Source organism: Nocardia sp. NPDC050378 (assembly GCF_040655675.1).
GTDB lineage: Bacteria > Actinomycetota > Actinomycetes > Mycobacteriales > Mycobacteriaceae > Nocardia > Nocardia coubleae.
Window position 1 is genome coordinate 112,532 of record NZ_JBFAKI010000001.1, and the last position, 26,097, is coordinate 138,628.

General features: G+C 67.2%; 21 protein-coding genes and 1 tRNA gene. 19 read left to right on the forward strand and 3 right to left on the reverse strand.

The window, feature by feature from the left end:
* Nucleotides 1–44 precede the first annotated feature (44 nt).
* A complete protein-coding gene (locus AB0I35_RS00530) occupies nucleotides 45–2,537 on the forward strand; it encodes an N-acetylmuramoyl-L-alanine amidase (protein WP_357393061.1) in 2,493 nt (830 codons plus the stop codon).
* Nucleotides 2,538–2,631: 94 nt separating this feature from the next.
* Here the strand turns inward: AB0I35_RS00530 and AB0I35_RS00535 are convergent, their stop codons facing one another.
* Nucleotides 2,632–3,459: an HAD family hydrolase gene (locus tag AB0I35_RS00535; RefSeq protein ID WP_357393063.1), complete on the reverse strand. Its 828-nt coding sequence runs from the start codon at nucleotides 3,457–3,459 to the stop codon at nucleotides 2,632–2,634.
* A gap of 86 nt (nucleotides 3,460–3,545) precedes the next feature.
* Between AB0I35_RS00535 and AB0I35_RS00540 the strand changes: the two genes are divergently transcribed.
* The 15 genes from AB0I35_RS00540 to AB0I35_RS00610 all read left to right on the forward strand — a co-directional run bounded on the left by AB0I35_RS00540 (nucleotide 3,546) and on the right by AB0I35_RS00610 (nucleotide 22,150).
* Nucleotides 3,546–4,523: an ABC transporter permease gene (locus AB0I35_RS00540; protein ID WP_067644268.1), complete on the forward strand. Its 978-nt coding sequence runs from the start codon at nucleotides 3,546–3,548 to the stop codon at nucleotides 4,521–4,523.
* Nucleotides 4,520–5,461, forward strand: coding sequence for an ABC transporter permease (locus AB0I35_RS00545; protein WP_357393065.1), 942 nt, complete (start codon nucleotides 4,520–4,522; stop codon nucleotides 5,459–5,461). Before AB0I35_RS00540 ends, AB0I35_RS00545 begins: the two co-directional genes overlap by 4 nt.
* The gene (locus tag AB0I35_RS00550) at nucleotides 5,458–7,302 is read left to right on the forward strand and encodes an ABC transporter ATP-binding protein (protein WP_357393067.1); all 1,845 of its coding nucleotides are present in this window, start codon (nucleotides 5,458–5,460) and stop codon (nucleotides 7,300–7,302) included. Before AB0I35_RS00545 ends, AB0I35_RS00550 begins: the two co-directional genes overlap by 4 nt.
* Before the next feature lie 16 nt (nucleotides 7,303–7,318).
* Entirely contained in the window at nucleotides 7,319–9,010 is a 1,692-nt protein-coding gene (locus AB0I35_RS00555; RefSeq protein WP_357393069.1) for an ABC transporter family substrate-binding protein, read from the forward strand.
* A 74-nt stretch (nucleotides 9,011–9,084) separates the two neighbouring features.
* On the forward strand, nucleotides 9,085–10,758 hold the full coding sequence (locus AB0I35_RS00560) for an ABC transporter family substrate-binding protein (protein ID WP_357393071.1): 1,674 nt from the start codon (nucleotides 9,085–9,087) through the stop codon (nucleotides 10,756–10,758).
* A 32-nt stretch (nucleotides 10,759–10,790) separates the two neighbouring features.
* The gene (locus AB0I35_RS00565; RefSeq protein WP_357393073.1) at nucleotides 10,791–12,461 is read left to right on the forward strand and encodes an ABC transporter family substrate-binding protein; all 1,671 of its coding nucleotides are present in this window, start codon (nucleotides 10,791–10,793) and stop codon (nucleotides 12,459–12,461) included.
* Complete coding sequence (locus tag AB0I35_RS00570) at nucleotides 12,458–13,165, forward strand: hypothetical protein (RefSeq protein WP_357393075.1); 708 nt, start codon at nucleotides 12,458–12,460, stop codon at nucleotides 13,163–13,165. The genes AB0I35_RS00565 and AB0I35_RS00570 overlap by 4 nt, the downstream gene beginning before the upstream one ends.
* A 179-nt stretch (nucleotides 13,166–13,344) precedes the next feature.
* Nucleotides 13,345–14,229: a GntR family transcriptional regulator gene (locus tag AB0I35_RS00575; protein WP_357393077.1), complete on the forward strand. Its 885-nt coding sequence runs from the start codon at nucleotides 13,345–13,347 to the stop codon at nucleotides 14,227–14,229.
* 18 nt (nucleotides 14,230–14,247) lie between these two features.
* On the forward strand, nucleotides 14,248–15,027 hold the full coding sequence (locus tag AB0I35_RS00580; RefSeq protein WP_357393079.1) for a sterol desaturase family protein: 780 nt from the start codon (nucleotides 14,248–14,250) through the stop codon (nucleotides 15,025–15,027).
* Nucleotides 15,028–15,165: 138 nt separating this feature from the next.
* On the forward strand, nucleotides 15,166–16,581 hold the full coding sequence (locus AB0I35_RS00585) for an MFS transporter (RefSeq protein WP_357393081.1): 1,416 nt from the start codon (nucleotides 15,166–15,168) through the stop codon (nucleotides 16,579–16,581).
* A 52-nt stretch (nucleotides 16,582–16,633) separates the two neighbouring features.
* Nucleotides 16,634–16,834 carry a heavy metal-associated domain-containing protein gene (locus AB0I35_RS00590; RefSeq protein ID WP_067644360.1) on the forward strand — a complete coding sequence of 67 codons (201 nt, stop codon included), beginning with the start codon at nucleotides 16,634–16,636 and terminating at the stop codon, nucleotides 16,832–16,834.
* Nucleotides 16,835–16,854: 20 nt separating this feature from the next.
* Entirely contained in the window at nucleotides 16,855–17,784 is a 930-nt protein-coding gene (locus AB0I35_RS00595) for a hypothetical protein (protein ID WP_357393084.1), read from the forward strand.
* Between the two features lie 56 nt (nucleotides 17,785–17,840).
* Nucleotides 17,841–20,090, forward strand: coding sequence for a heavy metal translocating P-type ATPase (locus AB0I35_RS00600; protein ID WP_357393086.1), 2,250 nt, complete (start codon nucleotides 17,841–17,843; stop codon nucleotides 20,088–20,090).
* Between the two features lie 142 nt (nucleotides 20,091–20,232).
* Nucleotides 20,233–21,372 carry a serine hydrolase domain-containing protein gene (locus AB0I35_RS00605; protein ID WP_357393088.1) on the forward strand — a complete coding sequence of 380 codons (1,140 nt, stop codon included), beginning with the start codon at nucleotides 20,233–20,235 and terminating at the stop codon, nucleotides 21,370–21,372.
* A 4-nt stretch (nucleotides 21,373–21,376) separates the two neighbouring features.
* Nucleotides 21,377–22,150, forward strand: coding sequence for a MerR family transcriptional regulator (locus tag AB0I35_RS00610; protein WP_357393090.1), 774 nt, complete (start codon nucleotides 21,377–21,379; stop codon nucleotides 22,148–22,150).
* Between the two features lie 59 nt (nucleotides 22,151–22,209).
* Here AB0I35_RS00610 and AB0I35_RS00615 read toward each other — a convergent pair whose 3' ends face one another.
* On the reverse strand, nucleotides 22,210–22,827 hold the full coding sequence (locus AB0I35_RS00615; protein ID WP_357393092.1) for a DUF6636 domain-containing protein: 618 nt from the start codon (nucleotides 22,825–22,827) through the stop codon (nucleotides 22,210–22,212).
* Between the two features lie 424 nt (nucleotides 22,828–23,251).
* On the opposite strand from AB0I35_RS00615, the gene AB0I35_RS00620 reads away from it, so the two are divergent.
* On the forward strand, nucleotides 23,252–23,896 hold the full coding sequence (locus AB0I35_RS00620) for a histone deacetylase (RefSeq protein ID WP_357393094.1): 645 nt from the start codon (nucleotides 23,252–23,254) through the stop codon (nucleotides 23,894–23,896).
* A gap of 33 nt (nucleotides 23,897–23,929) precedes the next feature.
* The gene (locus AB0I35_RS00625) at nucleotides 23,930–25,342 is read left to right on the forward strand and encodes a lipase maturation factor family protein (RefSeq protein ID WP_357393096.1); all 1,413 of its coding nucleotides are present in this window, start codon (nucleotides 23,930–23,932) and stop codon (nucleotides 25,340–25,342) included.
* A gap of 38 nt (nucleotides 25,343–25,380) precedes the next feature.
* On the opposite strand, the gene AB0I35_RS00630 is transcribed toward AB0I35_RS00625, so the two are convergent.
* Nucleotides 25,381–25,453 (reverse strand) — tRNA-Gly (locus tag AB0I35_RS00630).
* A 222-nt stretch (nucleotides 25,454–25,675) separates the two neighbouring features.
* On the opposite strand from AB0I35_RS00630, the gene AB0I35_RS00635 reads away from it, so the two are divergent.
* Nucleotides 25,676–26,092 (forward strand): hypothetical protein, encoded by a 417-nt coding sequence (locus AB0I35_RS00635; protein ID WP_357393098.1) that lies wholly within the window; start codon nucleotides 25,676–25,678, stop codon nucleotides 26,090–26,092.
* Nucleotides 26,093–26,097: the final 5 nt, after the last annotated feature.

The following is a 26,097-nucleotide window of genomic DNA, read 5'->3' on the forward strand; positions in this document are numbered from 1 at the left end:
GGCACGTGCGATACCGAAAGCCGAAACGTTCCTACGTGCTACCGGTGGTCACGACCCTCGCGGTCGCCGCGCCGATCGGCGCGTTCGCGCTCAGCGATTCGACCGATTACCGCAGCGCGAACAATTCGCAGTTCGCGGCGGTGCAGCCGGAGCTGTCGGAGGTCGCGCTCACGTCGGTCCCCGACATCACGATCCCGCTGCGCGATCTGACCGGCCTTGACCTGCCCGACCTGCACCTGTCCGACCTGCGCATGCTCGGGCTGCCGTCGTCGATCCCGATCCCGCCCGGAATCCCCGCCCCGCCGGGCGTGGCGCTGCCGACGGAGATCCCGCTCCCCCAGATCCCCACCAAGGCTCCGTCGACGCCGACCAAGCAGGCCGCGCCGTCCGCCACCCCCGGCGCGGCGCCCGCGCCCGGACGGCCCCCGGCGCCGACCACGGCAGTCCCGACCGCTCCCCCGGCGGCCGCACCACCAGCTGCTCCCGCACCGGCGCCCGGCGCGCCCGCCCCTGCCGCGCCACCCGCCGCCGCACCGGGCGCATCGGCACCAGGTGCGCCTGCGGCTCCGCAGGGCCAAGCGCCGGCACCAGCCGAAGCAGCTCCGGCGCCGGGCGCGGCCGCTCCGAACGCCCAGACAGCCCCCGCACCGGACGGTGCACCGCAAGACCAGACACCGGCCCAGGCGCCGGGCGCCCCACAAGACCAAGCCGCGCCCGCACCGCAGGCCCAGGTCCCGGCAGCCCGAAAGCTCCCCGCCGGAGCGAAATTCATCGCCGACCCGGAAAACCTGGAACCCGGCACCACCCCCGACACCCCGGCTCTCGCGCCGGGCGCGGTCGATCCGGAACTCGTCGACGAGGTCGGCGCCCAGGTCAAGGAGCTCACCCAGGAGACACCGTTCAGCATGGTCGCGCTCACCGCGCGCGACCTGGTCAACACCACGACCAAGCTGCGCGCCCGCCAGCCTGACGGCAGCTGGGGCCCCTGGTACAACGCCGATCCGATCGACACGCGCGCCACCGATCAGACCCCGGCCGACGCACCGACCGGCACCGAACCGATCTACGTCGGCGAGACGACCGCCGTGCAGATGCTGGTGACCCGCAAGCCCACCGCGTCCCCGGATCACGACCCGGCGCACCTCACCGAGGCCGCGCTCAAGGCGGTGCTCATCAATCCGGGGCGGGCGGCGATCGATGCCGCGCTCAACGATGTGGCGGCGGCCCTGCCAGGCGGCGGCCCCAAGGTCATCACCCGGGCGCAGTGGGGTGCCGACGAGTCGATCCGCTGCCAGGAACCCACCTACGACGACGGCATCGGCGGCGTCACCGTGCATCACACGGCGGGCCGCAACGACTACAGCCGGGCCGAGTCGGCGGGCATCGTCCGCGCGATCTACGCCTATCACGCCGAAACCCTCGGCTGGTGCGACATGGGCTACAACGCCCTGGTCGACCAGTACGGGCAGATCTTCGAGGGCCGCTACGGCGGCCTCGACCGGGACGTGCAAGGCGCACACGCGGGCGGATTCAACGAGAACACCGCCGGTGTGGCGCTGATGGGCAACTACGAGAACGAGCAGCCGAGCAACGAGGCGATCACCGCGATCGGCCGGTTCATCGGCTGGCGCACCGGGATCGCCGGTCTCGATCCCCAGGGCGAGACCGTGATGTATTCCGAGGGCACCGAGTTCACCCCGTACGCCCAGGACGAGGCGGTGGAGTTGCCGGTGGTGTTCGCGCACCGCGACGTGGGCAACACCGACTGCCCCGGCGACGCCGCCTACGCCATGATGGACCGCATTCGCGCCATCGCCGCGGGCAATTCGGTCACCGACGACGCGTCGAGCAACCCGCATCGTCCGCCGAGTAATCAGGCGCGGGCCCCGCAGGGCAATATGGCCGAGCTGGGCGCGCTGGTGGACAAGTTCCTCGGCCTGTCGAGTGAGAATCCGATCGCCAAGCACTGGGTGAGCCGCGGTGGTGCCGACGGTCCGCTCGGCGCGCCGCAGGCGGATCTGCTCGCGGGTGCGGGTGGGCGTCAGTACGCGAAGTTCGCGAACGGGTTCGTGTATTCGGGCGAGAACGGTCAGGTGTTCGAGGTGGTCGGCGCGATTCTCGACCGCTATCTGAGTCTGGGTGCCGACGCGGGCGTGCTCGGCCCGCCGACGGGCAGTTCGTACCTGGTCCCGGACGGTCTCCGCACGGATTTCCAGAACGGTTCGCTGGTGCTCAACGAGCTCACCGGCATCGTCACCACCTTCTGGAAGACCTACAACGACACCTACGAGCAGGAGATGAACGGCAGCAAGCCGGAACAGGCACCGCCGACCACCGCGCCGACCCTCGGCCTGGCGGTCCCGGCCGAACCGGGCGCACCGGAAGCCGCCGCACCGACCGGACCGCAGGCGCCGACCACGGCGCCACCCGCAGGTTCACAGGCGCCAGCCGGTCCGCAGGCGCCGGCTGTGCAGCAGGCCCCTGAGCAGGGGGTTCCGGCACAATCGGCGCCCGCCGAGCCCGCTCCCGCGGGCTGACCTTCCGCGGCGACGACAGAACCGGTGCGCTCCTTCGGGAGGGCACCGGTTCTTCGTTGTCAGCCCGGAACGTCCGCCGGCGCGACGGTGCGCCCTAGGCCCACCAACGCTCGAGCACCATCGCCACGCCGTCGTCCACGTTCGTCCCGGTCACCTCGTCGGCCGCCGCCCGCGCCTCGGGATGCGCGTTCCCCATCGCCACCCCGTGCCCGGCCATCGTCAGCATCGGCACGTCGTTGGGCATGTCGCCGAACGCGACGATCTCGTTCTCACGCACCTGCATCCGCCGCGCCACCTCGGCCAGCCCGGACGCCTTCGTCACCCCGGGCACGGCCAGTTCGATCAGTCCGTGTTCGGTCGAGTAGGTGATCTCGGCCCGGTCACCGATGAGCGGGGCCAGGGCCGCGCGCATCTCGGAACTGCGGGCCGTGCTGAGCCGGATGAGCATCTTGATGGCCGGTGCGTCGATCACCTCGGCATGCGAGACGACGGTGTCGTCGGGATTGAGCCAAGCGTGTTCGTAGGTCGGCGAGCTGACGAACTGCGGCGTCGCGGCGTCGTGCGCGCTCACCCCCACCCGTTCGGCGGCGAGCCCGCACCCGGGTAACGCGCGTTCGGCGATCTCGGCGAGCCAGCCGAGAGTCTCGGTGTCGAGGGTGTGACTGGCGAGCACGCGGTCGGTGGCGCTGTCGTAGACGACGGCACCGTTTCCGCAGATGGCCAGTGGTGCGTAGCCGAGTTCGCTGACCACGGGATCGATCCAGCGGGGCGGTCTGCCGGTGGCGAGCACGAAGGTGGCGCCGTCGGCCAGGACAGCGCCGACGGCGGCCTTGGTGCGGGGCGAAATCCGGTCGGCGTCGTCGATGAGGGTGCCGTCGACGTCGGTGGCGACCAGCTTCGGTTTCGGGTGCGTGCTCGTCATCGTTTCCATCCTGCCGCACGTCGGCACGCGGCGGCGCGGGACTGTCCTTATGATCAGGGCTTGATTACCCGATCCAGAGGGGACTGATGACCGGCTTCTTGGTGCGGCGCGCGCTGAACTACCTCGTGCTCCTGTTGCTGGCTTCGTTTCTGACGTTCAGCCTCGCCTCGCTCACCTTCCGTCCGCTCGACAGTCTCGAGCAGCGCAATCCGCGTCCACCGCAGTCGGTGATCGACGCCAAGGCCGAGCAGCTGCATCTCGACGAGCCGATCCCGCAGCGCTATCTCACCTGGCTCGGTGGTGTGGCGCAAGGCGATTTCGGGACGACGCTGGCCGGGCAGCCGGTGAGCGAGGAACTCGGCAGGCGGGTCGCGGTGAGTCTGCGGCTGTTGATCCTCGGATCGATCATCGGCACGGTCCTCGGTGTGCTGATCGGTGCGGCGGGCGCGATCAGGCAGTACAAATTCAGTGACTATTTCTCGACGGTGCTGTCGCTGCTGGTCTTGTCCACACCGATCTTCCTATTGGCGACCTTGCTGAAATACGGTGCGCTGGAGATCAATACGCTCACCGGCAGCCAGATCTTCCTCTATACGGGCGAAACCTCGGCCACCGAGATCACCGGCCTGTGGAACCAGATCGTCGATCGCGTACAACATCTCGTGCTGCCGACCTTGGCGCTCGCCCTCGGCGGCATGGCCGGGTACAGCCGCTACCAGCGCAACGCCATGCTCGATGTGCTGCAGAGCGATTTCATCCGGACCGCGAGAGCCAAAGGCCTGACCCGTAATCGGGCGCTCTACAAACACGGCCTGCGCACCGCGCTGATCCCGATGGCCACGATTTTCGCCTACAGTCTCGGCGGTCTCATCACCGGCGCCACCTTCACCGAGAAGATCTTCGGCTGGCACGGTGTCGGCGAATGGCTGGTCGACTCGATCAACGCCCAGGACCTGTACGTGGTGGTCACCGTGACCGCGTTCGCCGGGCTCGTCGTGCTGGTTTCGGGCTTGCTGTCCGATATCGTTCTCGCCCTGCTCGATCCGAGGGTGCGTGTGTCATGACCGAGACCGAACTGATCGTCGTCGGCGCGCCGGAGGTGGCGGCGGCCGGTCGCCGCAAGCTGGTGTGGCGGCGTTTCCTGCGCAACAAGCCCGCCGTGGCCGGTGCGGTGATTCTGGTGCTGCTGCTGATCGCCAGTTTCGCGCTGCCGCCGCTGCTGCCGTGGGACTACCAGCAGATGGACTACAAGGCGCTGATGAAGCCGCCGAGCCTCGAGCACCCGTTCGGCACCACCCAGATCGGGCAGGACGTGCTCGCTCAAACCCTGCGCGGCCTGCAGAAATCGCTCATCATCGGCTTCTGTGTCGCGCTGTTCTCCAGCGTGATCGCCGCGGCCGCCGGTGCGGTGGCCGGGCTGCTCGGCGGCTGGACCGACCGGGCCATCATGTGGCTGGTCGACCTGCTGCTCGTGGTGCCCAGCTTCATCATCATCGCGCTGTTCGCCCCGCGCACCAAGGGTTCCGGGTCGATCGTGATCCTGATCGTGCTGCTCAGCGTGTTCGGCTGGATGATCGCCGCACGCATCATCCGCGGTCTCACACTCAGCCTGCGTGATCGCGAATTCGTCCGTGCCGCCCGGTATATGGGCGCACCGACGCGCAAGATCATCGTGAGCCACATCGTGCCGAACATCGCCTCGATCCTCATCATCGACACCACCCTCGCCGTCGGTGCGGCGATCATGGCCGAAACCGGTTTGAGCTTCCTCGGTTTCGGTGTGCAGCCGCCCGATGTGTCGCTGGGTTCGCTGATCGCCGCGGGCACCAAGTCAGCACTCACCTATCCGTGGTTGTTCCTGTTCGCCGGTGGGCTGCTCATCACGATCGTGTTGTGCGCCAACCTCGTCGGTGACGGACTGCGTGACGCGTTCGACCCCGGTGCCCGTGGGGCGCGCAAGTGGCGCAAGGACAGCGCCGAGCGTAAGGACGAGAAGCGATGACCAATTCGACCGCGCCGCTATTGGAAGTCACCGACCTGCGGGTGTCGTTCCCCGGTGAGGAGGGCCGCGTCGAGGCGGTGCGCGGGGTGAACTACACCGTGTCCGACGGTGAGGTCCTCGCGATCGTCGGCGAGTCCGGTTCCGGGAAGTCGGTGTCCTCGCTCGCGGTGATCGGGCTGCTGCCCGAGCAGGCGCGGGTGCAGGGTTCGGTGCGGTTGCGTGGCCGCGAACTGCTCGGCCTCGGCGACAAGCAGATGTCGAAGCTGCGCGGTTCCTCGATCAGCATGGTGTTCCAGGACCCGCTCTCGGCGCTCACGCCGGTGTACCGGGTGGGCGACCAGGTGGCCGAGGCGCTGCTCGCGCACGGCACGATGAGCCGCAAGGAAGCCGGTGAAAAGGCCGTCGAGCTGCTCGAACTCGTCGGCATCCCCGATGCCCGGGCGCGTTCGCGTGCCTTCCCGCACGAGTTCTCCGGCGGTATGCGTCAGCGGGTGGTTATCGCGATGGCCATCGCCAACGACCCGGCCCTCATCATCTGCGACGAGCCGACCACCGCGCTCGACGTCACCGTGCAGGCGCAGATCCTCGACCTCCTGCGCAAGGCGCGCGACATCACCGGTGCCGGCGTCATCATGATCACCCACGACATGGGCATCGCGGCGACGCTCGCCGACCGGGTCGCGGTGATGTACGCGGGCAAAATCGTCGAAACCGCGCCGGTGACAGAGCTTTTCGCTGCACCGCGCATGCCGTACACGGTCGGTCTGCTCGGTTCCATCCCCCGTATGGACGGGCCCCCGCGCACCCCGCTGATCCCGATCGTCGGTGCCCCACCCGCCATGCACGCCCTGCCGCAAGGGTGTTCGTTCGCCCCGCGCTGCCCCGTCTCGATCGACGACTGCACCGCCGCCGAACCCCCGCTCGAGCGGGTGAGCCCCGGCCATTCCGCGGCCTGCATCCGCACCGCCGAACTCGGCACACCGGAACTGTTCGACGCCTACCGCGCCGACATCACGGCCCAGCCGCATCCCGACCGCACCGACGACGACGTGGTCCTTCGGGTCACCGACCTGGTGAAGACCTTCCCGCTCACCTCGGGTGTGCTGTTGCGGCGGCGCACCGGCGAGGTGCGGGCCGTCGACGGGATCAGTTTCAGTGTGCGCGCGGGCCGCACCCTGGCGCTGGTGGGCGAATCAGGTTCGGGCAAGTCCACGACACTCACCCAGATCATGGATCTGCTCCGCCCCCAATCGGGTTCGATCGAGGTGCTCGGTCACGATGTCGCCACCCTGACCAAGGCTCAGATCCGGGAGATCCGGCGCAAGATGCAGATCGTCTTCCAGGACCCGAGCGCCTCGCTCGACCCGCGCCTGCCGATCTTCGACGTGCTCGCCGAACCGTTGCGCATCGACGGCCGCTCCCGCGACGAGGTGAACAAGCGGGTGCCGGAGTTGTTGCGGCAGGTCGGTCTGCGGCCCGAACACGCCGACCGGTACCCGTCGGATTTCTCCGGTGGACAGAAGCAGCGCATCAGCATCGCGCGGGCGCTCGCGCTGGATCCGTCGTTGCTCGTCCTGGACGAACCGGTGTCGTCGTTGGATGTGTCGATTCAGGCCGGTGTGCTGAATCTGCTGCGCGATCTGCAGGCCGAGCGGGGGCTGTCGTATCTGTTCGTGTCGCACGACCTGTCGGTGGTGCGCAATCTGGCCCACGACATCGCGGTGATGTTGCGCGGCAAGATCGTCGAATCCGGTCCGGCGGAGCAGATTTTCGCGAATCCTCAGCACGAGTACACCCGCTCGCTGATCGCGGCCGTGCCCGAACCCGCCGTGAGCGGCTGACCTTGGAGGAGACGCCATGAGAACCCGACGCCTACGCACGCACGGTGCCCGGCTGCGCTGTGCGGCCGTGGTGGTGGCCGCCGGGATGATCGTGGCGGGCTGTGGCGGCGGTGACGACGCGGCCGACGGGTACACCGGCGCGATCGGCAGCTCCATCGACATCAATCCCACCGACGTCGGGGAACTGCGCGAGGGCGGGAACCTGCGCCTTGCCGTCACCTCGTATCCGGCGAACTGGAACACACTGTCCAACGACGGCAACGACGGGGAGATCGGCGAGATCGTGCGCGCCATGCTGCCGCGCGCGTTCGAAGTGGACGCGTCGGGTCAGCTCACGGTCGACACCGACTTCTTCACCGAGGTGGCGCTCACCAGCACCGACCCGATGCGGGTGACCTACACGATCAACCCCGCGGCGGTGTGGTCCGACGGTACGCCTATCACCTGGGAGGACATCGCCGCCCAGGCCAACGCGCTGAGCGGGCGCGACAAGCGGTACCTGATCGCGATCACCAACGGTTTCGAATTCGTGGAGAAGGTGGAGCGCGGCGTCGACGACCGGCAGGCCGTGCTCACCTTCGACACCCCCTACGCCGACTGGCGCGGCCAGTTCGCGGGCAACACCAACCTCTACCCGAAGTCGGTGACCAGCACACCCGAGGCGTTCAACACCAGCCTCGCCGATGCCATGGGCGTGTCGGCCGGGCCGTTCATCGTCACCGGAACCGATCGCGGTCAGGGCCGGATCACCTTGGGCCGCAACCCCCGGTGGTGGGGTGACAAGCCGGTGCTCGACACCATCACCTACTCGGTGCTCGACCATTCGTCGTGGGTGCAGGCCTTGCAGAACAACGAACTCGACCTGGTCCGGCTCACCACCCTCGAAGACGTGCAGACCGTGCGCGGCACCGAAGGACTCGTCGTGCGCCGCGCACCGGGCAACCGCTGGCGCCACATCACCTTCAACGGCGCGCCCGGCTCGATCCTGGCCGATCAAGGTGTGCGCGTGGCCATTTCGAAGGCGATCGACCGCCAGCACATCGTCGACGCCATGCAGACCGGCCTCGTCGAAAAACCGGTGCCGCTGAACAACCACATCTTTCTGCAGGGCCAAAAGGGTTACCAGAACAACAGTCTCGGCTTCGACCCCGACGCCGCCGCCCGCGAACTCGACGCCCTCGGCTGGAAACTCAACGGCGACGTCCGCGAGAAAGACGGCCGCAAACTCGTCATCCGCGACGTGATGTACAACGACCCGACCTGGGTGCAGATCGCCCAGATCATCCAGCAGAACCTGGCCGCGATCGGCGTCGGCCTCACCATCGACACCAAGCCGGGCGCGGGCTATTTCACCGACGTCATCCAGCCCGGCGATTTCGACGCCGCCCAATTCATCTTCCAGGGCGACCCGTTCCCCCTGAGCAGCATCCGCCAGATCTACTACTACGACCCCGACGACCTCCAGGGCAATTACGGCCGCATCGGCTCCCCCGAACTCAACGCCCTCATCGAACGCACCCTCACCGAACTCGACCCGGAAAAGTCCATCGAGCTCGCCAACCAAGTCGACCGCAAAGTCTTCGAAGAAGGCCATTCCCTGCCACTCATGCAAACCGACGGCAGCGTCGGCGCCCGCTCGACGCTGGCCAATATCGGTTCACCGGGCCTGGCCACCTACGACTACACGAAGTTCGGATTCCTGAAATAGCGCAGTCCAGCCGGTTCTTCGCGCAATCATCACCGCGCCGCATTCGTGCAGCGAATCAAAGAAAGGAGCGGACCATGCGGACTCGTTCTCTGACCCGCTTGGCAATGCCGCTGGTCATCGTGAGTTTGATCGCGGCCGGGTGTGGCTCCGGCGACGACACCTCGGCGACTGGTGAGGCCGCGCTCGGGACAACCAATGACATCAATCCCAAGGATGTCAGTGAATTGCGCGACGGCGGCAACCTCAGGCTGGCACTGACCTCGCTTCCGGAGAACTGGAACGGTCTGCATACCGACGGCAACGATGGCGACACCGGCGCCCTGTTGCGCGCGGTGATGCCGCGCGCCTTCCGAACCAACGCGGCCGCGGAGCTCTCGGTGAATACCGACTACTTCACCAGTGTCGAGTTGACCAATACGAATCCGCAACAGGTGACCTATACGATCAACCCCAAGGCGGTGTGGACCGACGGGACACCGATCTCCTGGGAGGACATCAAGTCCCAGGCATATGCGCTCAGTGGCGCGGACAAGTCCTATCTGATCGCCAACAACGGCGGCTTCGACCGTGTCGAGAAAGTCGAGCGCGGAGTCGACGACAAACAGGCCATCATCACCTTCAACAAGCACTATGCCGATTGGCGTGGGCAGTTCGCGGGAAACACGGTGTTGTTTCCGAAGTCGGTGACCTCGAGTCCTGAGGCATTCAACAACAGCCAGCTCAACGGGCTCACCGTGTCGTCCGGTCCTTTCGTCGTCCAGTCGGTGGACCGTGGACAGAACCGGGTGGTACTCGGGCGCAACCCCACGTGGTGGGGCGATACACCGAAGCTGGACACCATCACGTTCAGCGTGCTCGACAGTTCCGCATTCGTGCCGGCCCTACTCAACAACGAGATCGACGCCGTGGGTGTGGCCAGCCGCGACGAGCTGAAGTCGGCGCGCAATACTCCGGGCGTCGCGATCCGCCGGGCACCCGGCAACAGCTGGGGCCACTTCACCTTCAACGGTGCCCCCGGATCCATCCTCGCCGATCGGGGTGTTCGTGTCGCCATCTCGAAGGCCATCGACCGCAAGGGCATCGTCACCGCGATCCAGGACGGGCTCGTCGCGGACCCACAGCCGTTGAACAATCACATCTACCTGCGCGGCCAGGACGGTTACCAGGACAACAGCCTCCCCTTCGACCCGACCGCCGCCGCACAGGAACTCGACGCCCTCGGCTGGAAAATCAACGGCGACGTGCGTGAGAAGGACGGGCGGAAGCTCGAGATCCGCGACGTCATGTACAACGACCCGACCAACATCCAGATCGGGCAGATAATCCAGCAGAACCTCGCGCAAATCGGCGTCAAGCTCAATATCGAGACGAAGCCGAGCTCCGGCCTGTTCTCGGATGTACTCGGCCCCGGCAATTTCGATGTCGGCCAGTGGTTCTGGGCAGGCGACCCATTCCCGCTCAGCAGCCTGACGCAGATCTACGGATACAACCCAGACGACGTCCAGGGCAATTACGGCCGCGTCGGCTCGCCGGAAATCAACGCGTTGATCGAACAGACCGTGTCCGAGCTCGATCCGAAGAAAGCGAAGCAGCTGGCCAACGAGCTCGACCGCAAGATCTTCGAGGAGGGACATTCGCTGCCCCTGTTCCAGTCCGCAGGCAACGTGGCGGTCCGCGCCGATCTCGCGAACTTCGGCGCGGCAGGCCTGGCCTCCCTCGACTACACCAAGATCGGCTTCGTCAAGTGACCTCGGGCCGCTTACGGAAAGGGCGCAATCCCATGCGAATTCGCTCGCTCGGTACCCGATTCGCGGTGCCATGTGTGGCAATCGGACTGATTCTGTCCGGGTGTTCGGCCGACACCGGCGGCTCATCCGGCACCAATCTCATCGGTACCGGCAACGACATCAATGCTCACGATGTGGCCGACCTGCGTGACGGTGGCAATCTGCGGTTGGTGCTGACCGCGCTGCCGGAGACGTTCAACTATTTGCAGGTCGACGGGACCAGCGAGAACACCGGCGATGTGATCGAGCCGCTGCTGCCTTCGCCGTACACCAGCAACGCCGCAGGCGAATTGTCGATCAATCGCGACTATTTCACCGATATCCAGCTCACCGGTACCAACCCGCAACAGGTGACCTACACGATCAATCCGAAGGCCGTGTGGTCCGACGGGACGCCGATCACCTGGGAAGATCTGCGCTCGCAAGCGGCGGCGCTCAGTGGCCGTGACCCGGCGTATCTGATTTCGGCGACCAGCGGATTCGAGCGTGTGGAGAAGGTGGAGCGCGGTGTCGATGATCGGCAGGCCGTCGTCACCTTCTCGCAGCCGTATGCCGAATGGCAGGGCCAGTTCAGTCCGCTGTATCCGAAGGCGAGCACCGAGTCGGCCGCGGCGTTCAACGACCGTGACCGCGATGGTCTCGTGGTGAGCGCGGGTCCGTTCCAGATCAGCTCGATCGACCGCACGCAGAACCGGATCGTTCTGTCACGCAATCCGGCCTGGTGGGGCGCGACGCCCAAACTCGACACGATCACCTTCAGCGTGCTCGACAGTTCCGCTTGGTTGCCCGCCATCCAGAACAACGAACTCGATGTCGCCTACATGTCGGGGATCGAGAATGTCACCGGCGCCAAACAGGCGGCAGGCGTGGTGCTTCGGCGTACGCCGGAACCGAGCTGGTCGCATATCACGTTCAACGGCGCGCCCGGTTCGCTGCTCGAGGACCCGCAGTTGCGGATCGCGCTGTCCAAGGCGATCGACCGGCAGGGGATCGTCAATGCGGCGCAGAACGGTGTTGTCGATGACCCGAAACCGCTGAACAACCACATCTACATGCAGGGCCAGAAGGGTTATCAGGACAATTCGAGTCCCATTTCCTTCGACCCGACCGCCGCGGCGAAGATGCTCGACGACCTCGGTTGGAAGCTCAACGGTGAGGTCCGCGAGAAGGACGGGCGCAAGCTGGAACTGCGCGATGTGATGTACCAGCAGGACGGCTGGGTGCAGACCGCACAGATCGTGCAGCAGAACCTGGCACAGATCGGCGTGAAGCTGAACATCCAGACAGTGCCGGGCGCGGGGCTTTTCAAGGACGTGATCGACCCGGGCAACTTCGAACTCGCCCAGTTCAGCTGGGGCGGTAGCGTGCTGCCGCTCGGTGCGTTGCCGCAGATCTACGCCTACGACCCGAACAATCTGAAGTCCAACAAGGCCCGCATCGGATCGCCGGAACTCAACGCGCTCATCGAGCGGACGATCTCCGAACTCGACCCCGACAAGGCACGCGAACTCGCCAACGAGTGCGACAAGATGATCTTCGCCGAGGGCTATTCGATTCCGCTGCAACAGGCCTCGGGCACGTATGCCGTCCGGGAGAATCTCGCCAACTACGGCGCGTTCGGGCTCGCGTCGCCCGACTACACCAAGGTCGGCTTCCTGAAGTGAGTCCGCGCGCACTCACCTACCCCCTGACCGTCACGTGCGGCACCCTCGTCGTCATCGCGGCGTGGGTGCCGTTCGCGGATCTGGATCAGGTGAGTGCGCTGGCGGTGGTGGCGTTGGGCGTGTTCGGCTACACCGGGTATCAGCTGGCGCTCGCGTTCGGGGTGGTGCCGAGTGGGGTCGCGGATCGGCTGGACAGGTCCAGCGGAAGTGCGGTTGCTCCGCGGCCGGGCGATGGGACCAGGGCCGCGCCGCGGTCCCCGGGTGAGGTTGTGGCGGGGCGTCGGGTTCGGCAACAGCACCGGCTGGTGAGCAGGTCGTTTCTGGAGATGAGTGTGGGTGGGCGCACGGTGTGGCAGCCGGTGTTCTACGACCCGGCGCTGTCCGCCCTCACCCCGACCGAACTCGAAATCTCCCCGCGCGCGATTCTCGCGGGACAGACCCGGTTCTTCCCTTCCGGCCGGGCGCGCACAAGCGAACCGCCGGGCAAACTCGTCGACAACCCGACCCGCCCCACCGAGCCGGCCACCTTCACCCCGACCCGCCGCCTGATCCTCGACGCGCAATCCACGGTCGCCGCCCCCTTCGTCGGCCTCCTCTGGGTCTACGTCATGAACGGCGGCCTGCCTGCCTTCATCGGCGCCACCACCGTCGCCGCAGCCACCGCCACTTGGCTCTCCGCCATCCGCGGCTCCGACCCCACGTGAACAGGTGGTCACCACGCTCTGATGGCGGCAGGCCGACAGGGTCACGCCACCACAGCGTGGTGATCACATGTTCAGGCTGGCGACTCGGTTGACTGCCCCCTGAACTGGCGGCAACGGCTGGGCGCGTGGCACTGGTCTTACCACTTGACCATCTAGCCGAACGCGCGCATGCTTACGGTATGGCGTGGACTCCTGTTGTGAAGCGGTCGGTATCCGGGGATGTGTTCGAGCAGATAGCCGAGCAGGTTCTGGGCGGGGAGCTGGCGGTGGGGAGTTCGTTGCCGAGTGAGCGGCAGCTGGCCGAGGCGCTGGGGGTTTCGCGGCCTGCGGTGCGGGAGGCGTTGCAGCGGTTGGCGGCGGCGGGGTTGGTGTCCGTGCGGCAGGGGGAAGCGACGACCGTGCTGGACTATCGGCGTAGTTCGGGGTTGGAGGTTTTGCCTCGGCTGTTGTTGCGGGGGGACTCGATTGACCCGGCCGTTGCGCGGAGCATTCTCGAGGCGCGAGTGCACAATGGGCCGAAGATCGCCGAGCTCGCTGCGCGCCGGGTGTGCAAAGACAGCAAATCCGCTCCGCGCGGCGGGCTGCGAAACGATCGACTTTCGCAGGTGGGCAGCTCGAGCGCGCCGAAGGCCGGATTACGAACCGGGCGGACTTCGCAGAAAAACAGCTCAGCCGAACCGGCCGATAACAGCCCGCTGGAAGACTCGACAGTCGGCTCGACAGTTGGCGATGAGCTGGCGCTTATGCACGAGTCGGTCGAACGCCTTGTCGCCGAGTCGGATCCACTCATCCAGCAGCGGATCGCGCTCGAATTCTGGGATCACGTGCTCGATCTCGCCGACTCGATCGCGTTCCGGCTGATGTATTCCATGCTGCGCGCCGCCTACGAACCCGCGTTGGCCGCGCTCGCGCCGATCATGTCCGCCGAGGTGGGCAATGGGGGCGCGTATCGAGACCTGGCCGCCGCGATCGACGCGGGCGAGCCGGAACGGGCCGCCGAACGCGCTCGGGCACTGCTCGAGCCGGCGACCACCGCTCTCATCCATGCCCTCGACGGGGCATGATCCACCCGAGGAAGCACTATGACTACTGACCGTCCGACAACGACGTCGCACGAAACCACCACCAGCACAGGCGAGAAGACTCCCGAACGGACCGGCTCAGGCTCCGCCGAACACTCGCATCGCACGAAGCGGAGCGAATCCGCGGGCAGCTCGGGCCGAATTCGCCGCAGCGTGTCCCTGGGCGCGGCGGGGCGAGAATTCCTTCGGCATCCGTCGCCGTGGATGATCGGCGCGGTACTGATCGTCGCCTTGGTCGCACGCGTCCAGGTCGGGAATTGGCAGCTCACCGACGCACTGGTGCCGCTCCTGATCCTCGCGGCATTCCCGCTGATCGAATGGGTCATCCATGTCACCGTCTTGCATTGGCGGCCGAGGCATCTGGGTCCGATCACCCTCGACAGCGAGTTGGCCCGCAAGCACCGCGCCCACCACACCGACCCCCGCGATGTGCCGCTGATCTTCATCCCGCCGAAGTCACTGCTGCTCACCATCGTCGCCCTGGTGGCGATCGCGCTGCTCGCGTTCCCGCGCCTCGGTCTCGGCCTCACTTTCCTGCTCACCATCACCGTCCTCGGCCTGCTCTACGAGTGGACGCACTACCTGATCCACACCGACTACAAGCCGAAACATGCTGCTTACCGGTCGATTTGGCGCAATCATCGCCATCACCACTACAAGAACGAGCACTACTGGTTCACGGTCACCACCACCGGCACGGCAGATCGCCTGCTCGGCACCGCGCCGGACCCGGCCATCACGCCGACCTCACCGACCGCCCGAAACCTGCACGCACACTGACCCTCCGTCTTCGACGCCCGGCCCGCATTTTGCGAGCCGGGCGTTTGCCGTTCGAGCGAATCCACTCTTGACACATTTATACCCTAGGGGGGTAAGGTACCGTCCACGAGACGCACTCCGCTCGAAAGGACGAAAGTCGTGACTACGCAATCGCAATCCACCCGCAGGTGGTGGGCGCTGGCGGTGATCGCCGCCGCGCAATTCATGGTCATCATGGACACCTCGATCATCGGGATCGCGCTGCCCGAGATGCAGGCCGAACTCGGCTTCACCCCCGGAAATCTCACCTGGGTCTTCAACGCCTACGTGATCGCCTTCGGCGGTCTGCTCCTGCTCGGCGGACGGCTGTCGGACCTGTTCGGCGCCCGCCGGGTGTTCGGGGCGGGCTGGCTGGTGCTGGCCGTCGGCTCGGTGATCGCCGGCGCCGCGGGTTCGGTCGGCGTCGAGCTGGCCGGGCGGGCGATCCAAGGAGCCGGTTCGGCACTGATCGCACCGTCGGCGCTCACACTGCTGATGATGTTGTTCGGCGGTACGCCACAGGAACTCACCAAGGCGCTCGCGGTGTACGGCGCGGCTGCGCCGGCAGGCGGTACGGCGGGCGTGTTCCTGGGTGGCGTCATCACCGAATACGTGAGCTGGCCTTGGGTCTTCTACATCAATATCCCGATCGCCGTGCTAGCGCTGACCGCGGTTCCGCTGTTGATGCCCGCCGTGGCCGCCCGCAAGGGATCCATCGACCTCGCCGGATCCGTCACTGTGACAGCCGGTTTGGCCGCCGCCGTGTACGCCATCGTGCAGGCGCCGGAGGTCGGCTGGGCATCCGGGCAGACCTGGGGTGTGCTCGCCGTGGCCGCCGCCTTGCTCGCCGGTTTCGTCGCCATCCAGTCGCGCCGCTCGGAACCGCTGATGCGGCTGAACATCTTCCGCGCGCCGAACCTCGCCGCCGCCAACTTCGCCCAGTTCGCGCTGGCCGCCGCCTGGGTGCCGATGTGGTTCTTCCTCAACCTGTACCTACAGCAGGTCCTCGGCTACAGCGCGTTCCCCTCGGGCGCGGCGCTGCTGCCGATGACGACGCTCATCATGCTCGGCATGGTCGTACTCGCCCCGAAGGCGATGCAGCGGTTCGGTGCCAAGCCGATGATCGTGACCGGCCTGGTGGTGCTCGGTCTCGGCCTGGGCATCATGTCGCTGGTTCGCCCCACCGGCAACTTCTGGGTCGACGTACTGCCGGCCTCGCTGGTGGCCGCGGGCGGTATGTCGCTGGCGTTCATTCCCTCGCTCGGCACCGCCATCTCGGCGGCGCGACCGGAGGAGGGCGGGCTCGCCTCGGGCATCGTCAACGTCAGCTACCAGGTGGGTTCGGCACTCGGCCTGGCCGCGATGACGGCGGTGGCGGCCGCGTTCGGCGCGGGTGAACTGGGCGATCCGACGGCACTCACCGACGGCTACTCCGCCGCCTTCCTCGGCGCGGGCCTGCTGGCCCTGGCGGGCGCGGGCATCGCGGCGGCAACCCTGCGCAGCCCCGCCGAGGACAAGACCCCCGCCCAGGTTTGACAACCTACCCTAGGGGGGTATGGTAACGATGACGACGAAAGAGGAGAACAGCATGAGCACCACCGTGACCGTCACCGGCATGACCTGCGGTTGCTGCACCAACAAGGTGCGCGACAAGGTCGGCGCCCTGCCCGGCGTCACCGGTGTCGAGGTCGACCTGGCCGCAGGCTCGGTGACCATCGAAGGCGCCGCCCCCGACCGCACCGCCCTTGCCGACGCCGTCACCGCGGCCGGCTTCCAGCTCGCAGACTGAACCCGAAACGGAGCATCCCGATGAACGCAACAGGCAAGTTCGCCGGATTCACCCTCGGCCTCGCGGCGGTCTTCGGGATCGCTCTGGGTGTCGGCGCCCTGGTCGGTCCGGAGCCCACCCAGGCTCCGGCCGGGCACGGCGAGCACTCGGCGGCGGCACCGGCCGGTGACCTGCCCGGTGGCCTGCTGGTCACCGACCAGGGCTACACGCTGGCCCTCGACACGACCGTCGTGCAGAGCGCGGCACAGACGCCCGTCTCGTTCCGCATCCTCGACACGACCGGAACACCGCTCACCGAGTACCAGACCAGCCACGACAAAGACCTGCACCTGATCGTGGTCCGCCGCGACATGGCCGCCTTCCAGCACATCCACCCGGTGCTCGACGCCGCGGGCACCTGGTCGGTACCGCTGAACCTGAGCCGGGCGGGCGACTACCGGGTGTTCGCCGACTTCACCCCGGCGGGCAGGTCGAACCTGACCCTCGGCGCCGACCTGCGCGTGGCAGGCAACTACGACGTGCGGGCACTGCCCGCACCGGCGGCCACCGCCGAGGTCGGCGAGTACACCGTCGCCCTGAACGGAACCGTGGTTCCGGGCCAGTCCTCGAAGGTCACGCTGTCGGTGAGCCGCAACGGCACGCCTGTCACCGACCTGCAGCCCTACCTCGGCGCCTACGGCCATCTCGTCGCCCTGCGCGCCGCCGACCTCGCCTACCTGCACGTTCACCCCGAAGGCACGCCCGGCGACGGCGTGACCCCGGCCGGTCCCGGCATCGACTTCGTGGTGAACGCACCGAGCGCGGGCGACTACCGCCTGTTCCTCGACTTCCAGCACCAGGGCGTGGTCCGCACCGCCGAGTTCACCCTGCGCGTCGACCGGTCGGGTGCGAGCACCCCCGCCCCGACCAGCGCACCGGCCGACCACGGCACCCCTGGCCACGGCCACTGAGCACCACCCGCGAACCTTCAGCAAGAATCGATATCAGGAAACGATCGGAGCACCCCATGACCGCCGTGACATACCCACCGGGCACCGGCCAGGTAGAACTGGTGATCGGTGGCATGACCTGCGCTTCCTGCGCGAACCGCATCGAGAAGAAGCTCAACAAGCTCGATGGCGTCACCGCGACCGTCAACTACGCCACCGAGAAGGCGCGCGTGGATGTCACCGGTGACGTGTCCCCCGAGGAGTTGATCGCCACCGTCGAGCAGGCCGGCTACACCGCGGCACTGCCCGCCCCGAAACAGCCCGAGACCACCGACGCGCCCGCCGAGGACGACCCGACCGCCTCGCTGCGCACCCGCCTGCTGGTGTCGCTGGTCCTGACCGTCCCGGTGATCGCCATGGCGATGATCCCCGCTCTGCAGTTCACCAACTGGCAGTGGCTCTCGCTCACTCTGGCCGCACCGGTCGTGATCTGGGGCGCGCTGCCGTTCCACAAGGCGGCCTGGACCAACCTGAAGCACGGCACCGCGACCATGGACACCCTGGTGTCGATGGGCACGCTCGCCGCGTTCGGGTGGTCGCTGTACGCGCTGTTCTGGGGTACCGCGGGCACACCGGGCATGACGCACCCGTTCGAATTCACCATCGCCCGGATGGACGGCACCGGCAGCATCTACCTCGAGGCCGCCGCGGGCGTCACCACGTTCATCCTGGCCGGACGCTACTTCGAGGCCAGGTCCAAGCGCCGCGCCGGTGCCGCGCTGAAGGCGCTGCTCGAGCTGGGTGCCAAGGACGTGGCGGTGGTGCGGGGCGGCGTGGAGACACGAATCCCGGTGGAGCAGTTGGCCGTCGGTGACGTGTTCGTCGTCCGTCCCGGCGAGAAGATCGCCACCGACGGTGTGGTGACCGAGGGTTCCTCGGCCGTCGACGCTTCGATGCTCACCGGCGAATCGGTGCCGGTGGAGGTCGGCGTGGACGACACCGTCACCGGTGCCACCGTGAACGTCGGTGGACGGCTCCTGGTGCGCGCCACCAGAATCGGCTCCGACACCCAGCTCGCCCAGATGGCGCAGATGGTCGAGGACGCCCAGACCGGCAAGGCGCAGGCCCAGCGGCTGGCCGACAAGATCTCGGGCATTTTCGTCCCCATCGTCATCGCGCTGGCCGTGGCGACGCTCGGGTTCTGGCTGGGCACCGGCGGTTCCATCGCCGCCGCCTTCACCGCCGGGGTCGCGGTCCTCATCATCGCCTGCCCGTGCGCCCTCGGCCTGGCCACCCCGACCGCGCTGATGGTCGGCACCGGACGCGGCGCGCAGCTCGGCATCCTCATCAAGGGCCCCGAGATGCTGGAATCGACCCGCAAGGTCGACACCATCGTGCTGGACAAGACCGGCACCGTCACCACCGGCAAGATGACCCTGCTCGACGTGATCCCCGCCGAGGGTGAGGACAAGGCCCGCGTGCTGGAACTGGCCGGCGCGCTGGAGGATTCCTCGGAGCACCCGATCGCCCAGGCGATCGCCAAGGCCGCACGTGATGCCGCAACGTTGCCCGAGGTGGCGGGTTTCGCCAATATCGAGGGTCTCGGCGTGCAGGGTGTCGTCGACGGTCACGCCGTGATCGTGGGCCGGGCCCGGCTGCTGGCCGACTGGTCACAGCCCCTCGGTGACGACCTCGCCGCCGCCATGGCCGACGCCGAATCGACGGGCAAAACCGCCGTGGCGATCGGCTGGGACGGTAAGGCGCGCGGCGTGCTCGTGGTCGCCGACGCGGTGAAACCGACCTCCGCACAGGCCATCTCGCAGTTCCGCGAACTCGGCCTCACCCCGATCCTGCTCACCGGTGACAATGCCCGCGCGGCGAACGCCATCGCCGCCGAGGTCGGTATCGAGCAGGTGATCGCCGAGGTGCTGCCGCAGGACAAGGTGGAAACGGTCAAGCGGTTGCAGGCCGAGGGCAAGGTCGTCGCCATGGTCGGTGACGGTGTGAACGACGCACCCGCCCTGGCCCAGGCCGATCTCGGCCTGTCGATGGGCACCGGAACCGACGTGGCCATCGAGGCCGCCGACCTCACCCTGGTGCGTGGTGACCTGCGGGCCGCGGCCGACGCGATCCGCCTCTCGCGCCGCACCCTGGCCACGATCAAGGGCAACCTGTTCTGGGCTTTCGCCTACAACGTTGCCGCGATCCCGCTGGCCATGGCGGGGCTGCTCAATCCGATGCTCGCCGGTGCCGCGATGGCGTTCAGCTCGGTTTTCGTGGTGAGCAACAGCCTGCGGCTGCGACGGTTCAAGTCCACTGCGCAGTAGCGCGCGGAAAGAGCGGGGCGGCAGATACCTTGCCGCCCCGCTTTTTCGGTGATCCAGATCACTCTTGCGGTTGACCCAAGGTCAGGGTGGAGCCTTGGTCGCAGCGGCGGGAAAGCCGATCACGCGAACAGGAGCGATCACCATGTCGAACACCAACACCCTTGCCACTCAGGAGCGTCCGGAACTCCAGGAACTCATCGAGCGCATTGTCGACAACGGTTTCGTCGGTGCGTCACTGCGGGTGAACGACGAGCGCGGCGAGTGGGCGGGCAGCGCGGGAGTAAGCGAGCTCGGTGCCGCCACAGCGCCACCCATCGACGGTCACGTCCGAATCGGCAGCAACACCAAGACTTTCACCGCCGCCATCGTGCTGCGGCTGGTCGCCGAGGGCCTGATCGAGCTGGACGCCCCGGCGATCCGCTACCTGCCCGACTACGCACTCGACGAACGGGTCACCGTCCGAATGCTGTTGCAGCACACCAGCGGGATCTTCAACATCACCGGCGAGCTGTACGAGGACGGCACCATCGTGCCCGGCGTGCCCTCCACCATCGCGGGCAAGGAGTGGGTCGACAAGCGGTTCGAGACCTACCGACCGCAGGACCTGGCGAACCTCGCCCTCTCGAAGCCGGCGCGATTCGAGCCGGGGACCGGCTGGAGCTATTCGAACACCAACTACATCATCGCCCGGTTGCTGGTCGAGCAGGTCACCGGCCGCTCGCTCGCCGAGGAGGCGCAGCGCCTGATCTTCGGCCCGCTCGGCATGACCGACACCGTGCTGCCCGGCGCCTCGAAGGATCTGCCCGAACCGCACCCGCACGCCTACTACCGCTACAGCGACGGCGGCGAGCAGCACACCGTCGACGTCACCCGGCACAACCCGTCCTGGGTCTGCACCGGCGGCGACATGATCTCGACCACCGCCGACCTGCGCACCTTCATCCGCGCCCTGCTCGACGGCACACTGCTGCCCGAACCGCTGCTGGCCGAGATGCTGCGCACCCACGACACCGGGATCCCCGGCATGCCCTACGGGCTCGGGGTGTTCGTGCAGGAAACCGCGGGCGGCGCCACCTTGATCACCCACAACGGCGGGATCGCCGGTTACGCGACACTGATGTACAGCACCCCCGACGCGAGCGTGACCATGACCGCGTACCTCACTTTCGTCGACGACGCGGAGATGACACTGGCGCCCGTCTTCCAGGTCACGCAGAAGACGCTGGTCGACGCGGTGTTCGGCGGAGAATCGGGAAACACTCTGGCGGACAAGGCAAGCTGAGCGCATGCGGAACGGGGTGACGATCGGGCAGGCGGCGGCGTTCGTCGGTGTCACGGTGAAGACGGTGCGGCACTATCACAAGCTCGGCCTGGTCACCGAGCCCGAACGGGACAGCGCCGGGTACCGGCGGTACGGCTCGGCCGAACTGTTGCGGCTGGTCCAGGTGCGGACGCTGGCCGCCGCCGGGGTGCCGCTGGCCGACATCGAACCCCTGCTCGACGCCGACGCCGACCAGTTCGCCACCGCCCTGGCCGAGGTCGGACGTCAGCTCACCGAGCGCATCGAGGAGCTGACCGCTCGGCGCGACACCTTGCACCGGCTCAGCGACGGCAATCGTGCCCTGCTGCCCGACCGCGCGGTCGCGATGCTGGAACGGATGCCGAGCCTCGGTTTTCCCGAGGCCGAGGTCGCGGCGACCAGGGAGGGCTGGGTGCTGGCGCGAGCCCTGGTCCCTGACGGGTTCGACGACTACCTCACCGACGTCGAGAACGCCATCGAGGACCCGGCTTTCCTCGACCTGCTGCGGCGTGGTGTCGAGGCCGCGGCCTGGGCACCCGACGATCCCCGTATCGAGGAACTCGCCACCGAGATGATCGAGCACTACCTCGCAAACCCTGCGCACCTGAGAATCGTGACCGGCATGCAGGCCCGCACCGAGGCCGCGACCCGCTACCAGCTCATCGCCCACCACGGACACGAGCCCACCTCCACCGCGGGCGTGCTCGGCACCCTCGTCGAGACGAAGCTGCGCGCGGCGGGCATCCACATTCCGAGATAGCGCTACGGCATCGCCACACGGCAGCACAAGCTCCGCGGTGTGGCGGCGCCGTTCACGCTTCAGAAGGTGTGCTGGTCGTCGGCCGAGATCGCGAATCCGTGACCGCCCGAGACGCAGCGGACACCCTGCGAGGAAGAGCTGCACGTGTAACCGTTGACGGTCAACGATTCGGCGTAGTTCAGGACCGCGCCGCCGGCCGGTGAACCGTCCTGCGGAATTCCGACGAAGATGCCCTGGCTGGTGCACAGGAGTTCCGACTTGCCCTGATAGAGGTGCGCGGCGACCTTGCGGTCGGGGGCGTCGGTGCAGTTCGGCAGTTTCGGCGAAATGTGGTTCGTCGAGGCCAACTGACAGCCGACACCATAGGGGGCCTGGGTGAGGATGCCACAGAAGATGTTCCCGGAAGGCGACCGGAAGTAGTGGCCGCCGTCGAGCTGGAACTTGCTCGCGTCGACGGGGGTGAATCCGTCCTTGCTCGGCGTCGGGACGATCGTCGGCTTCGGGGTATCCGGCGCCTCGGTGCCGGGGCTACCCGCCCCCGGCGATCCCGCGCCGGGGGAACCCGCATCCGGTGAACCCGCGCCAGGCGAGTCGGCGCCAGGTGCGCTGGACGGCTGGGCAGTGCTCGGTGCGGGCGACGCATAGGTGGCCGAGTGCTGAGTGGTAGTGCTCGGCATGCTCGAACCCGACTCGGCACCGCAAGCGGTAAGCCCTCCGGTCAATGCCGCAACAGCTGCCAGCATGAGGACTGTGCGCATGAAAACATCTCCGCTCGTTGGCTTTCCCGACCGAATAGTCATTCGGTGAAGATGGGGTTGGTCGTTACAGCCGAGCGGTCACGAATCCGTGCCGACGCCGACCTTCGGGGTTCGACATCCGTGATCACGGTGTCGTCGCGGCTATTTCGGTACGGATCGACATGTGGACGGCCCCACGCTTTCTCGATGGACGGTCGCTACGCGAGTGCCCAGCTGCGATATTCTGACCAATCGTTCTAGATTTTTACGGCCTTCGGTTTTCCCGGTCTCGCAGGGACAATCGAGGGGGTGGATCAACCCGTTTCTTCGGTGTCCCGAATCGAGACCAACCAGGAATGAGCCTGTGACGCAACACATCTGGTACGCGGCATACGGCTCCAACATGTGCACCGCCCGCTTCGACTACTACCGGCTCGGTGGAACGCCACCCGGCACGGACCACCTCTACGCGGGATTTCGTGACCCCACCCCGCCCGCGAAGAAAACCGCGCTCACCGTGCCCGGCACCGTGTATTTCGCCTGGCAGAGTCCGGTATGGACCGGTGGAGTCGCCTTCTACACCGACCAGCCCGCACCGGGGTGGCCGACCGAGGCCGTGGCCAGGGGATATCTGCTCACCCTCGACCAGTTCGCCGACCTGCTCGATCAGGAGATGTACCGCACGCCCGGCCGCGGCTTCGACTTGTCACGGGTCGTCGAACAAGGACGGGTGCGGCTCGGACCCGGCCGCTACGAAACCGTCGTCCACCTCGGTGACGAAGACGGCGTGCCGATCCTGACCTTCACGGCGCCCTGGTTGCCGGAAGCCGTTGCGTTACAGCCGCCGTCGGCCCGATATCTCACCATGATCGCGACCGGGCTGCGCGAGGGTCAGGGCTGGGATACCGACCGGATCGTCGAATACCTGCGGGTGCGGCCCGGTGTCGCCGGACAATGGGACGAGCGCGACCTGCGCGCCGCCCTGTTAACGACACACGACACCGGGTAGTCCCCCGGAGGGCAGAGGACCAGGAGCGAGCGCATGGAGTGGTTCGCGGCACCGGAATACTGGTACGGCAGGCTGATCTTCCAGCGTGGCCTGGCGGTGATCTACGCCGTCGCCTTCCTCACTGCGGCATTGCAGTTTCGGGCGTTGCTCGGTGAACGCGGCATGCTGCCGATTCCGCGCTTCCTCCAGCGGTCCTCGTTCCGGCAGTCACCGAGCCTGTTCCATTGGCGCTATTCGGATCGGTTGTTCGCCGCCGTCGCGTGGACCGGGGTGGCACTGGCGGTCGCGGTGGCGGCGGGTCTGGCCGACGCGGTTCCGCTGTGGGCGGCCATGCTGCTGTGGCTCGCGCTGTGGGTGCTGTATCTGTCGATCGTCAACGTGGGTCAACTGTGGTACGGCTTCGGCTGGGAGTCGCTGCTGCTCGAGGCCGGTTTCCTCGCGATATTCCTCGGCAACGACACCATCGCCCCGCCGCTGCTCGTGCTGCTGGCCGCGCGGTGGCTGTTGTTCCGGGTGGAGTTCGGGGCCGGACTCATCAAGCTGCGCGGCGATCCGTGCTGGCGTGACCTGACCTGCCTGTACTACCACCACGAAACCCAGCCGATGCCCGGTCCGCTGAGCTGGTTCTTCCATCACCTGCCCAAACCGCTGCACAAGGTGGAGGTGGCGGCCAATCACTTCGCCCAGCTCATCGTGCCGTTCGGGCTGTTCGCGCCGCAGCCGGTGGCGAGTATCGCGGCGGCGATCGTCATCGTCACCCAGCTGTGGCTTGTGCTGTCGGGAAATTTCGCCTGGCTGAACTGGGTGACGTTGCTGCTGGCCGCCACCGCGCTGTCGCTGCCCGGCGGGCAGTCCGCGCCCGCTGCGCCGGGTTGGTTCGTCGGCGTCTGCATCGCCTACGTGGCCCTCGTGGTGGTGGCGAGCTACCGGCCGGTGCGCAATATGCTCTCGTCGAATCAGCAGATGAACGCCTCCTTCGACCCGTTGCACCTGGTCAACACCTATGGCGCCTTCGGGTCCATCGGCCGGACCCGCTACGAGATCGTGCTGGAGTGCACCGACGACACCCACCTCACCGACGACACCGTGTGGCGCGAATACGCGTTCAAAGGCAAACCGGGCGACCCGCGTCGCCTGCCACGCCAGTTCGCGCCCTATCATCTGCGCCTGGACTGGCTGATGTGGTTCGCCGCGATCTCGCCCGCCTACGCCCGCTCGTGGGCGCTGCCGCTGGCCGCGCGGCTGCTGCGCAACGACCCCGACACCCTGCGCCTGCTCGGTCCCAATCCGTTCCCCGACACCCCGCCGCACTATGTGCGGGCCAACCTCTACGAATACGAGTTCAGCACCCCGGCCGAACTGTTCGGGCAGCGAATCTGGTGGCGTCGCACACTGATCGGCGAGTTCTTGCCGCCACTCACGCGTGACCGCCTGAACCGGTACTGACAGCAGAAAAGCCCGGCATCCAGGCCGGGCTTTCGTTGAGCGGATGACGAGATTCGAACTCGCGACCCTCACCTTGGCAAGGTGATGCGCTACCAGCTGCGCTACATCCGCGTGCACGTCCTCGGCCCGATCCGGGCCTCGTGGTGCGAGAAGGAACTTTAGCGTGTCCGCCGCCGAAACACGAAATCCGCCCCCCTTGACCGCCGCTCGGACGGACCGCCGCCGCTGCGTTCGGGCACACCGTTAAGCCCGCGATAAGAATGCGGAAGACGTTGCGCGGGAGGCTTATTCGCAGGTAGGCAACCATTGCCGCCACTCAGGGGAGGTAAGGGATTGAAGACTCTCGGACTGCTCACCGCCGCCGTGGCTGTGACCACCGTCATGGTCGCGGGCCCCGCGAACGCCGACATCACCGATGCCGTCGGCTTCGTCGACACCACCGACAACGGTGGCGAGGAGGGTTTCAGCGACTACGCCATCGACATCAACCACCCCGGTTCCTGCCTGGTGGTGCAGAACCACACCGGCGGCCGGGTCCGCATGCGATTGGACTACCCGACCAGCCGGGGCTCCTGGCTGTTCGACCACGACGACGTCAAGATCGTCACCCGCGAGGGCAACGCCGTGAAGTCGCCGTCGGGCCGGTGGCATGTGCGGGTGAACCCGCCGATCAACCCCGTCTGGACCTACGACGCCAAACGCAACACCAGCTGGGGCTGCAACGGTTCGTGGGTACTGAGCATGAACTGACCGGG